10 protein-coding genes are annotated in these 11,568 nt (G+C 37.1%); 2 read left to right on the top strand and 8 right to left on the bottom strand.

Annotated elements, in window-relative coordinates:
- Window positions 1-36: 36 nt before the first annotated feature.
- From CXF76_RS15365 to CXF76_RS15330, 8 genes are all read right to left on the bottom strand, one after another.
- Entirely contained in the window at window positions 37-567 is a 531-nt protein-coding gene (locus tag CXF76_RS15365; protein ID WP_101164085.1) for a redoxin domain-containing protein, read from the bottom strand.
- 112 nt (window positions 568-679) lie between these two features.
- The gene (locus CXF76_RS15360) at window positions 680-2,077 is read right to left on the bottom strand and encodes a sigma-54-dependent transcriptional regulator (protein ID WP_101164084.1); all 1,398 of its coding nucleotides are present in this window, start codon (window positions 2,075-2,077) and stop codon (window positions 680-682) included.
- A 9-nt stretch (window positions 2,078-2,086) separates the two neighbouring features.
- A complete protein-coding gene (locus CXF76_RS15355) occupies window positions 2,087-2,461 on the bottom strand; it encodes an Hpt domain-containing protein (RefSeq protein WP_101164083.1) in 375 nt (124 codons plus the stop codon).
- A gap of 108 nt (window positions 2,462-2,569) precedes the next feature.
- Window positions 2,570-3,382, bottom strand: coding sequence for a putative bifunctional diguanylate cyclase/phosphodiesterase (locus tag CXF76_RS15350; RefSeq protein WP_225305785.1), 813 nt, complete (start codon window positions 3,380-3,382; stop codon window positions 2,570-2,572).
- A gap of 427 nt (window positions 3,383-3,809) precedes the next feature.
- Window positions 3,810-4,100, bottom strand: coding sequence for a hypothetical protein (locus CXF76_RS15345; RefSeq protein ID WP_024591629.1), 291 nt, complete (start codon window positions 4,098-4,100; stop codon window positions 3,810-3,812).
- Window positions 4,101-4,436: 336 nt separating this feature from the next.
- The gene (locus tag CXF76_RS15340) at window positions 4,437-7,247 is read right to left on the bottom strand and encodes a PAS domain-containing hybrid sensor histidine kinase/response regulator (RefSeq protein ID WP_101164082.1); all 2,811 of its coding nucleotides are present in this window, start codon (window positions 7,245-7,247) and stop codon (window positions 4,437-4,439) included.
- On the bottom strand, window positions 7,240-7,848 hold the full coding sequence (locus CXF76_RS15335; RefSeq protein WP_024591631.1) for a cysteine hydrolase family protein: 609 nt from the start codon (window positions 7,846-7,848) through the stop codon (window positions 7,240-7,242). Before CXF76_RS15335 ends, CXF76_RS15340 begins: the two co-directional genes overlap by 8 nt.
- Before the next feature lie 22 nt (window positions 7,849-7,870).
- Window positions 7,871-8,908 carry a response regulator gene (locus CXF76_RS15330; RefSeq protein WP_010554674.1) on the bottom strand — a complete coding sequence of 346 codons (1,038 nt, stop codon included), beginning with the start codon at window positions 8,906-8,908 and terminating at the stop codon, window positions 7,871-7,873.
- A gap of 257 nt (window positions 8,909-9,165) precedes the next feature.
- Between CXF76_RS15330 and CXF76_RS15325 the strand changes: the two genes are divergently transcribed.
- Window positions 9,166-9,429, top strand: a complete 264-nt coding sequence (locus tag CXF76_RS15325) for a GrxA family glutaredoxin (RefSeq protein WP_007585470.1) — start codon at window positions 9,166-9,168, stop codon at window positions 9,427-9,429.
- A 160-nt stretch (window positions 9,430-9,589) separates the two neighbouring features.
- Entirely contained in the window at window positions 9,590-11,455 is a 1,866-nt protein-coding gene (locus tag CXF76_RS15320) for a DEAD/DEAH box helicase (protein ID WP_007585469.1), read from the top strand.
- Window positions 11,456-11,568: the final 113 nt, after the last annotated feature.

The raw sequence follows: 11,568 nt of genomic DNA, 5'->3' as shown, positions 1-11,568 counted from the left end.
GAAGAGTGCCTTTTTTGAAACCATGTAAAATGAATACTATTTAATAAATGTGCCCCGGATTGGATAGTCGTTTTCTCTTGAAAACTTAATTCCACCTAGCAGTTGCTCTAAATCAGGACGAACAAACGGGCTGTTTGATATATCGACCATTTGAAGCTGATTTTTTTCATTAAGCACATAAATCCCTGGTTCAGCAAATGGATGATCAGTTTCTGCACCACTGCGAGGCTCGCTAATATGTAGCCCTAAATCAGTCATTTGTTCGATTGTTAAACCATAGTAAATTGGGAAGTTAATATCTATTTTTTCAAGATGTTTATTAAGCTGCTCATGGCTATCACCACTTACTGCAACCACTTCAACTCCAGTCTCTTTAAAGTCTTTATGAACTTTAGCAAGCTCGTTGAGTTGCGCAGTACATTTAGGGCAGTGCTGGCCTCGATAAACAACAATCATTTTCCACGGAGAGTCACTTATTCTGTCAACTAAATCTACCTTTTTCTCATCAACATCACTCACTACTAGTGATGGCATAATATCCGCAGGTTTTAAACTAGTGTTACTCATTGCGATCTCCTTTTACTATTTCAGATTAAAAATTAATTTTGCTCTTACACATAGAGTTTAGGGTAACTTTTATTAATTCAACCTAAAATTGCAATTAAAATCTATTAAAGCTTTAAGACCATCCCTTTATTTTTCTATAAATGGTAGATGCACTTACCCCTAAATAAGCAGCAGCAAGAGGAATGTTGTCTTCGCAGCTTTTGATTGCGTTTTCAATAGCCCTTTTTTCAACTTGCCATAATGGTTCTATATCGTGAACCGACATAGGAGATAATTGAACACTCTGATCGTTTGTATTGTGAATTGACTTAGTTGAGCTTGAGTGTTTTACAGCGCCTAGACCAAATGAATTTGGTAGCATATCTCTTTCTATTACATCGCCATCATTAATAACGACTGTATTTTCAATTACATTTTGCAGTTCGCGTATATTTCCTGGCCAATCGTAATTACAAAAAAGCGCCTTAACTTCATCAGAAAAGCCAATAAAATGTTTAGCGTTGCTATCGCTTTTTTGTTTTAAAATATACTCAGCGAGCAGTAAAATATCGTTTCCGCGCTCCCTTAAAGGCGGGAGCTTTACGGGGATAACATTTAAACGATAATATAAATCTTCTCTAAAGCGCCCTTCTGCTACCTCTATTATTGGATTTCTGTTGGTTGCACATACCAAGCGAACATCGCTGTGTAATACCTCGCTGCTACCAACCTTGCTAAATATGCCGGTTTGTAAAAAGCGTAATAACTTAGCTTGTAAGTTAAGCTCCATTTCACATAGTTCATCTAGAAATAACGTACCGCCGTTGGCCACTTCAACAGCGCCCTTTCGATCGCTTAACGCCCCACTAAACGCACCTTTAACATGACCAAAAAATTCAGACTCAAATAATTCGGTTGGTATAGCGGCGCAGTTTATTGCAATAAAAGGACCTTGGCTGCGAGGGCTCGAATCATGAAGGGTTTGTGCGCATACTTCTTTACCGGTTCCACTTTCACCTGTAATAAATACGCATGCTTTGCTTCTAGCTGCGCTATCTAGCAATCTAAAAACGGTTTTCATTGCGAGTGATTCACCAACAAAATCTTGGCTTTTATCACTGCTTTCAACCAAAGGTTGTACTTTAGTTTGCTCTTTGGGTGTTAACGCACTTTCTACTGAGCTAATAAGTCGCTGACTTGTGAAGGGTTTTTCTAAAAAATCAAAGCCACCTAAACGCATAGCTTCCACTGCAATATCAATAGAACTATTTGAGGTGATCATGACTACATTAGCAGGATTTTTTTGTTTATTTACAAATTGTAAAACTTCAAGCCCACTTATATCAGGCAAACATACGTCTTGTACTATCACCGCAGGCATTTTTTCTTTAATACCGACCAACGCAGAATACCCATCTGCGAAATGCTTACATTCAAAACCTACTTGCTCTAGCTGACTTGCGTACAAAGCACCACTTGCGATGCTATCTTCAACTATATAAACAAGACCTTTACCCATTATATCTGACACGGCTTTCTCCTAGATAGCTATACTCTTACTCATTATTTGATATGCATCTCGGGTTTTATCCAAGTTATGCTTAATAACAAGCGCTGCGTGCAAATTTTCTTCTGTGGTTGGTGGTGGTGAATCGTGTAACTGTGTTGCCAATGCAGCTAAAGGAGCGGCTCCATATAAAGCAGCCGAGTTTTTCAAAACATGCATTATTTCTCTAATTTTTATAATATCTGCATTACTAATTGCCGTATCTAATTGGTTAGCCATAGTAGCTAATTCATCGATAAATAAGTTTACTAATCGAGCTAAAACGCTTATTCCAACATCCTTTTCAAGTTGAATTAAAACGTTTAGCTCAGTAATACTTTTATCGATAAACTGCTCTGATATAGGCATAGATAACCTTTGTGTAAGTTAAAGCTTCGTACACTAATAAAATGTAAGAGTTGTAGTTTAAGAGTAATTTATTTTTTGCATTTTGCAAATCAAAATGAATATAAACAATTACAGAGCCCAGGTATCAATACTTTTTGTTAATGTTTGCGGTTTATCGAGCAAGTACCCCTGAGCAATATCACAACCAAGTTGTTCTAATATTTGTAATTGCTCATTCTCTTCAATGCCTTCTGCTACAGTTTGTAAGCCCAATCGCTGAGCCATCGCAATAATTGCACTACATAACGTAAAGTCTTCATTATTAGTTGCAATACCACTTACAAAACTGCGATCAATTTTTAAACCATCAATATCAAATTGACGAAGTAGACCTAAAGACGCGTACCCAGTGCCAAAATCATCAATCCACACCTTTACGCCTTCTTTATGGAAGTTTTCAAACGCCTTAGCTATTTTATCAGGACTATGAATGAGCGCTGTTTCCGTTAGTTCTACTTTGATGGCCTCTGGTGGTATTTGGTGCTTTTCTAGCAAAGCCATTACTTTTGAAAACACATCACCATCTAAAATTTGTACCGGTGAAATATTTAAAGAAACAGCAATATCTGTCATACCAAAATGTCGCATCTGTTTTAGATCAGACAAACATTGCTCAAAAATCCAGTCACCTAATTCTAAAATCATTCCCGATTGCTCTACATGCGGGATAAACTCATCAGGGCCAACAATGCCAAAGCGCGGTGATTGGCACCTTACTAGCGACTCAAAGCCGACCAACTTTCCCGTTCCTAATGATACAAGCGGTTGATAAACCATTTTAAAATAATTATTTTGCATTGAATCAGACATGATTCTTTCTAACTCATGCCATCTTGCGAGATTGACTGGGCTTTCCGATTCTAGGTATTTAAACGCACTCATGATTTTGCTCCGTTTTTCACTCTTAGTGACTTATTATAATGAGTAGCAATTTACAGGCCATTTTAAATGTGGAAAAATAGAAATAAAAACCAATAGATTCAGGCGGTTAAATTGGAAGGTTAAAAGATTTTAGTTCTCCCACTTTATTCGCATTTTGCAATTCAGTTTGCTATGCACCTAAATTGGCAAATGAGCGCTTAATCGAGCCTATAAAGCACAGATAAGCCAGTTAATAGCTGCTACTAAAGCTAGTGTTAGCAATTGTAGGTGAGAAAAGAGAAAGCTTTGATAAAACTCTGTCTAAGTTAAGCACAATCTAAATTTAAAAGCATATAGCTAATTTTATAGGGAGGGATAGAAAGTTAAAACGGTGGTAGGAACATAAAAAAACGCAGGCAACTATAAATAGTTACCTGCGCAAAAGTCTCTAGTTTGAAAGAGTGTCATTATTTTCGTTTTTAGGAGCAGTTACATGTTGTGCATAGTTAGTATTTTGCGAGTCAAATGTATTACTCATCAACTGTGCGTTTTCAACATCAGCTTGTGTAAAAGTAATTGGCTGTATATCTGCCAACGGTTCAATCGAATCGCTACCTCGTAAAACTGTAATACCTATTATTAAAGTGGCAACAAGCAAAATAGACAAAACCATAATTTCAGGTGTTAGTACCCAATTGTTACCTTTAGGCTGTTGTTTAGCTTTTGTGTTTGTTTGCATTTTGCACCCCTTAAAATTTAACTAAATTCGTCTTGATTTGATATTTAATATGTTGCGAAAGCCGTGCCAACTAAACAAAAACAAACGAAAGATAAAATAAACAACAAAATCAAAGTATTAAAAAAATTAAAAATGTAATTTAGAATCCAAAAATAATTCGTAACGTTGTATTTTTATTTTGAATTGCAATTTGCGAATCAAATTGAAAAACCATAATAAAAACACTCATTAAATACTAAAAAATAAATTTAACTTACTCCTAAAATACTAGGTTAATTTCTTCGTTTATCAAGTTTTATGCAACACAAACCCACTTTTTATATTGTTCTTCATTGCTCAGCTCAGCTTTTCCCACACTTGCGCTAAACGAGAGAGCTTTAAATGTTTAGATTCAATAACCTGCTCTGGGGCATATTTATCAAGCAATAAATAAAGTGTCTCACTTACAATTGGCTTAGCTAAGTAATCATTCATCCCCGCTTCTATAAATCGCTCTTTATCACCATGAATTGCATTTGCTGTGAGCGCTATTATAGGGGTGACTATACCTAACTTTCTGATTGCTTTAGTTGCAGAAATCCCATCGAGTATTGGCATTTGGATATCCATAAAAATAATATCAAGTTTATTGTTTTTAGCCTTGGTTATTGCCTCTTGCCCATCACTAGCAATATGTACCCGACAGCCTTTTTGCTCTAAAAACTGCCTTATTACTATTTGATTATTAGTATTATCTTCAGCAACCAATACATTGGTCCCATTCAACTGAGTTAACCCTGAAGGGCTTTCTAAGGCTTCTTTTTGTTCACGATTAGTAAATATAATATCTAAATGAAATAACTGCTCTTCCAATAAACTAATTGCTCGCGGTACATGCGATACTTTAAAAGGGCCATTTAACCTAAGCTCTCTGTCGTTAAGATTTTGCGGTAATAAGTTTTCACCTAGTAAGTCTAGGATAAGTAAACACGGTGAATTAAGGGAGTTATATGTATTTATACACTCGCGTGTTTGGGCTAGCGTTGGAGGATCAGTTAATACAATTGCATCAGGAAAACTATCATACTCAGGGATATCTGGGCATATTTCATAGTGCTCAAAAGCGATAGAAAACCGAGTGAGTGTGTGCTCCAACGCGGTTTTTAAAATTTGGTTATGTCCTACAATCCATACTCTTGGCTTTTTACTTCGTGCTGCAAACCCCTCTCGCAATATTGAGTCGGTTGTGTCTATTTGTAACGGGTAATTAACGATAAACTCACTCCCTTTATTGAGCTCAGAGTTAACCGAAATATCTCCCCCTACTACATCACAAATTTGCTTACATATAGCAAGGCCTAAGCCACTACCACCATGTTTTCGGGTAATTGAATTATCTGATTGAATAAAAGGCATAAACATACTTTCTATTTTATTTTTTGCGATTCCCATTCCAGTGTCTTTTACTGATAAATGAAGATTTAAATTATTGGCTCCAATGTAAGTACATCTAACGGTCACCGTTATTACGCCTTGCTGAGTAAACTTAATCGCATTGGCTAATAAATTAATGGCTATTTGCCTTATACGTGCATGATCACCAATTACTTGAGCGGGGACATCAGGATAAAAATCAAAAACAACCTCAAGCCCTTTTTGCAAAGCGCTTTGGGAAATTATATCTATTGCTTCTTCAATACACGTATCAATACTAAATGGCTGATTATCGAGTGTTATAGCTTGTGCTTCAAAACGCGAATACGTTAATACATCATCCAATACACTCAGTAATGCATCAGAGCTTGTTTTAATCATTTGTGTGTAACGCATTTGCTCAGAAGTTAAACCGGTATGATGCAAAATATCTGCAGAGCCAATAACGGCATTTAATGGCGTGCGAATTTCATGGCTAATATTTGCCATAAATCGGCTTTTAGACTCAGCTAATGTTTCTGCCTGATGTTTAGCTTCAAGCAATATTTGCTCGCTTTCAATACGTTCTTGTATATCAACAAGTGTTGCGGCAATAGATAACAAATCGCTTTCGTAGCCACCCACAATGGGAGTAAGTGTCATTTCAACCCAATTATTTATGCCTTGTGCATTAATCAAACGTATATCAAAGCGACGTATATCACGCTTACCTTGTTTATAATCAAGCAAAGTGCTACTAATTTTTTCTACATCTTCTTTTGCTATAAACTTAATTATAGGTAAGCCAAGACTCTCATCTACACTGCTGTGTAAGACGCGTTGCCATGCTTGATTTATAAATAATAAATTGCCAAATGTATCAAGGCGTAAAACAATATCAGGAATATTATCGACGACAGAGTGGTAGTTATATTCTATCTCTGCCATTGCTTGTTCAGCTTTAACTCGCTGCGTAATATTAGTTTCTATAGCGATAAAATGCTTTACTTTACCTTCATCATCTCGCACTGGATTTGCATCAATAGCAACCCAATAAACGTTACCATTTTTATCGTAATTTGTGGTTTCAACTTGAAAAGGAAGCCCATTTTTTACAGCGTGAGACATAACCTTACGACTTTTTTCACATGTTTTTGGCCCTTGCAGTAATTGACCTGGGCTAGTGCCTATAACCTCATCACAGGTGTAACCTGTAAGTACTTCAAAACTATTGTTAACCCACTCAATTACGCCAAATTTATCTGTAATTATTACTAAGTTATTTGTATGGCTTGCAACAAGCGATAAGCGTTTTACATATTTTTGTTGTTGTGTGAGCAATAATTGAGAATCTTTATGACGTTGAATGTCATAGAACGAGCCTATAAAGCCGCTTTTTTCATCATAAACTAACCTTAACTCAAACCAGTTCATGAGCCCGATGCTGCTTTTAATTTGTATTTCTACACTGGGAGCCTGCTTCCCTTCTAGTAAACAACAGCTGTATGCGACAAAATGCATAATATCATCGCAATTCATTAACTTAGTAATATTGGAGCCAATTAATGAATCGGTTGAGTAACCTAACTTCTTCTCCCAAGCTTCATTAATATAAGTAAAATTCAAATGTTTATCACACTCAAAAATACACTCATCTAAAATAGCTAATAGCTTTGCTTGACGTCGATTACTATTGGAAAGTTTTTCAACTAGTGCATATTGGATTTGAACTTGTAGCTCATCATTATTATTCATGATCTCTCCAATACTTTATAAAAGTATTACTCTCACAAACTCGTGCATAAAGAAGGGAAACCTTTTCACAGTAGAATGCTTGTTCAAAAGGAGTGCGTCTCGGTGTGCAGTCACTTAAAATAGTGGCATTAGAACCACGTGCAACAGCAGTGCGCACAGTTGAATCAATACAGATAGAAGACACAGTACCCGCTAAAATTATATTAGTGGCCCCATGTTTTTTGATGTTTTCGGCTAAATCTATATGTGTAAAAGCATTTAAACTTCTTTTCCCAAATACCACCTCTATAATATTACTAAAAAGGTCTAGCTGCTTAATGGTTTGAGCACCGTACGAACCCGCTTTAAATGCCCCCACCGCAATGACTTTTAATATACCAATCGGATTTTTAAGCTCGCTATAGTTTTGCGTAAAGTGAATGGGTGTATTAATAACTAAAGCAAATTGCTCTGCCCAGAAGGTCAATAAATAGAGTGTATTTTCCCCCACGCCAGTAATTCTTGATGACTCTTCAACCTCGTCATACAAAATACCTTTTGGCAAAAAGTAATTGTTTTGAAAACCAATTAAAATAGGTGCTGTCTTAGAGAAATCATCCATAACTCTCTCCTTATTAATCAATTTAAGAGGCTAACTGCCAAGGTTTAATAAATTTCTCAAGTACCGCTTTTGTCACTGGCTTCTGTAAATAGTGAGTAATTCCTTTATCAAACAACTCAGCTATTTGCTCATCGCCTGTTAACCCCGTTAAAATAACTTTAGGAGTATTGTTATTAGGTGTATTTTGCCTAACTAATTGCTGCGCCACATCGCTACCAAACATTCCTGGCATACGCTCATCTAAAAGTAGCAAGTCAAATGGTTCATTTTGAGCAAGTGTTAATGCACTGGCACCATTTTCTGCACACGTTACTAAGCAGCCCAGCATTTCAAGCATTACTTTTGTAGCAATTTGGCTCGGTAAGCTGTCGTCTGCTACTAATACCGATAAACGTGTTTGTGTGTGAAATGTTGTTAAAATAGTAATTAAGTCGGTATCAAAAAATGGCCAGCCTAATATTTTTTTAGATAGTTTATGAGCTTGGCTCAGCTCGTAAATGTCGTTAATAGAGCACAACTTTATGTGTGTATTTAAGCTGTCACTATTTAATTTATCAATTAATGCGTTACCACTAAGATGGCGTAAATCCTCTAGCTGTGCAGACTCTCTAAGCGTGCTATTAAATAATTTAAAATTTAAACCAAAACGATCGTGAGTATTAGCTGACATTTTTAAACAGCTTTTGAGTAACGCTTCGCAATCAGTTAAAACGTCTACATTTTGTCTAACATCAAGCGCTAAACTAACAGACTCTTTAGTTGCTAAGAGCCCGTGAAAATCCAACGTGTTTACTTGTTCAGAATCATCAATCTGATAGTGAATACTAACTCCCTGAATATTTGCTTCGAGGTTAAGTAAAAAGCACTGCTTTACTGCTGCTAGCGCCGGAGTAAGAAACGCCTCGCATTGTGCAATCATTTGCTCTGGCGGAATTTGCAAACAGACGTAGTTACATTGCAACTTATTGATTAAGGTAATAGAGAATTTTTGACTTTGGGTTTCACAATATTTACCTATTACTCCTTGGATAATTTCTAAAACGTGACTATTAATATTCATAAAGCATTCTCGTTAACCCAATGTATAGCTCTATATCATCAAGTTATGTGCCATAAATTAATTCTTGTAAACACACTTGCATTCATAGACTTAAGTATTAGACAAACAGGGCTCTGGTTTTTCATTCGCATTTTGCAAATCATATTGCTATGCATAATATGATTTATGCTTTTATTAGAATGGTGCAATCAATTTTTTTCTCTTTAAATAATTTTCCATTCATTTAAACTGATATTAATCAAATTGAGGAGAAAGCTATGTTAACCGTAATTTTTGGCCGTGAAGGTTGTCCATTTTGTGTTCGTGCGAAAGATGTTGCTGAGCAATTATCAAACGAACGTGATGACTTTAAATTTCGTTACATCGACATAATTAAAGAAGGTATAAGTAAAGCCGACCTTGAAAAGTCAGCGGGTAAGCCTTGCCCTACTGTTCCACAAATTTTTGTAGACCAAAATCACATTGGTGGATTTACAGAATTTGAAGCTTACGCAAAAGAAAACCTAGGCTTGTATAAATAAGCTTTGTATTAAATATGTTAACCAGTTTAATAAACCCTACATTGAGCTGGTTAAATTTCGACCAACATCAAACACATACAAATTAGTTTCAATTTATACAAGCATTTGCCTCGCGAATCCTATATAATGCGCGCCTCTTTAAATTCGTTGAGGCGTATTAATGTCAGAACCAGTCACGTTTGAATCTCTAAATCTTTCTCCTGCAATTTTGAAGGCAGTTGAAGAGTTGGGTTACAAGACACCATCTGAAATCCAAGCTCAATGTATACCGTTATTGCTAGAAAGAAAGGACGTACTGGGACTAGCTCAAACGGGTACAGGTAAAACCGCAGCATTTGCACTGCCATTACTAAATAATATTGACCCGTCTGTGAAACAGCCACAGATCCTTGTACTCACACCAACACGTGAGCTTGCGATCCAAGTTGCTGAGGCATTCGAACAATATGCTAAACATGTTCGTGGTATTGAAGTATTGGCACTATATGGTGGCCAAAGCTACAGTATCCAATTAAGCGCACTTCGTCGTGGCGCTCAGGTTATTGTTGCAACTCCAGGTCGTTTAATCGATCACATTAACCGTGGCACTATCAAGTTTGATGCTCTACAAGCACTTGTACTTGATGAAGCCGATGAAATGTTACGTATGGGCTTTATCGATGATGTAGAAAGCATCATGGAAAAAACACCGCGCGAAAAGCAAACATGTCTTTTCTCTGCGACTATGCCTAAGCAAATTCAAAACATCAGCAGCAAGTATATGAACAATCCTGAACAGGTTCATATTTCTGCGCGTAACTCTACAGTATCATCTGTTGAGCAAGTGTTTTGGAATGCAAGCGTACATAAAAATAAAGCTATTGTTCGCTTCTTAGAAGCTGAACAGTATGAAGGTGCTATTGTTTTCGTACGTACGCGTAACGATACAGTACAACTTGCTGAGTTATTAGAGCGCGAAGGTTTCTCTGCTGCTCCACTTAATGGTGATATGAACCAGCAAGCACGTGAACGCACTGTAGAACGCTTAAAAAGCGGCATGCTAAATGTTGTTATTGCAACAGACGTTGCTGCTCGTGGTCTAGATGTTGACCGCTTAAGCTTAGTTATCAACTACGATATCCCACAAGATTCTGAAGCCTACGTTCACCGTATCGGCCGTACAGGTCGTGCTGGTCGTACTGGTAAAGCAATCTTATTCGTAAAACATAACGAACGTTATTTACTTAAAAATATCATTCGTCATACGAAGTCTGAAATTGCACAAGTTGAATTACCAACTGCAAAAATCGTTGAAGAAAAACGTATTGAAGCGTTACAAGCAAAATTAACTATTGCGCTTGAAAACAAAGATATTACATTCTTTAACGAGATAGCTACTAATATGGCTGAAAAACTTGAACTTCCTCTTGAAAGCTTAGCGGGTGCGTTACTGTGTTTAGCACAGCAACAGTCTCCAATTAAAGTTGAAGAAGTTAAGATTCAACCTCGTGAACGTAACGAGCGTAACGATCGCAACCCACGTAGTAACGACCGCAATGATCGCGGTGGTGACCGTGGACGTCGTAACGAACGTGGCGGCGAACGTGGTGGTGAACGCGCTGAGCGTAAACCTCGCGAACGTAACAGCCGTGATGCAGGCCCTATGGATACTTACCGTATCGAAGTAGGTCGTGAACACGGTGTTCAGGTTAAGAACATTGTTGGCGCTATCGCTAACGAAGCTGACATCTCAAGCAAGTTTATTGGTGATATTCGTTTACACGACAATCACAGTACGGTTCAATTGCCGCAAAACATGCCTAAAGATGTACTTGATCATTTCCAAAAAGTGTTTATTTGTAAACGTCCTATGGGCTTAACAATTACACAAGATCAAGGCCCTGCTGAGCCACGTGCAGAACGCTCTGAGCGTCCAGCTGGTGACAAAAAGCGCACCTTTAGTAAAGATAAAGACGATAGCCAACGCGGTGATAAGCGTACTGGCCCTCGTAAAGAACGTCGCCCAGTAAGCTTCACAGCTAAATAAGCAACGACTCTTTAATAAAAAAACCTTGCCACGAAAGTGACAAGGTTTTTTTGTGTCTGTAACATGAGAAAACTAGTTAACCTGAACTCTGAATAATAAATCTCTTAACCAGA

Origin of the sequence: Pseudoalteromonas sp. 78C3 (assembly GCF_002836695.1) — a bacterium.
GTDB lineage: Bacteria > Pseudomonadota > Gammaproteobacteria > Enterobacterales > Alteromonadaceae > Pseudoalteromonas > Pseudoalteromonas arctica.
Note: the sequence above shows the minus strand (reverse complement) of the source record. Positions and strands in the feature narration are given on the sequence as shown.

Coding starts and splice junctions, on each gene's coding strand:
- CXF76_RS15365 (WP_101164085.1), bottom strand. CDS start 567: ATGAGTAACACTAGTTTAAAACCTGCGGATATTATGCCATCACTAGTA.
- CXF76_RS15355 (WP_101164083.1), bottom strand. CDS start 2,461: ATGCCTATATCAGAGCAGTTTATCGATAAAAGTATTACTGAGCTAAAC.
- CXF76_RS15350 (WP_225305785.1), bottom strand. CDS start 3,382: ATGAGTGCGTTTAAATACCTAGAATCGGAAAGCCCAGTCAATCTCGCA.
- CXF76_RS15345 (WP_024591629.1), bottom strand. CDS start 4,100: ATGCAAACAAACACAAAAGCTAAACAACAGCCTAAAGGTAACAATTGG.
- CXF76_RS15340 (WP_101164082.1), bottom strand. CDS start 7,247: ATGAATAATAATGATGAGCTACAAGTTCAAATCCAATATGCACTAGTT.
- CXF76_RS15335 (WP_024591631.1), bottom strand. CDS start 7,848: ATGGATGATTTCTCTAAGACAGCACCTATTTTAATTGGTTTTCAAAAC.
- CXF76_RS15330 (WP_010554674.1), bottom strand. CDS start 8,908: ATGAATATTAATAGTCACGTTTTAGAAATTATCCAAGGAGTAATAGGT.
- CXF76_RS15325 (WP_007585470.1), top strand. CDS start 9,166: ATGTTAACCGTAATTTTTGGCCGTGAAGGTTGTCCATTTTGTGTTCGT.
- CXF76_RS15320 (WP_007585469.1), top strand. CDS start 9,590: ATGTCAGAACCAGTCACGTTTGAATCTCTAAATCTTTCTCCTGCAATT.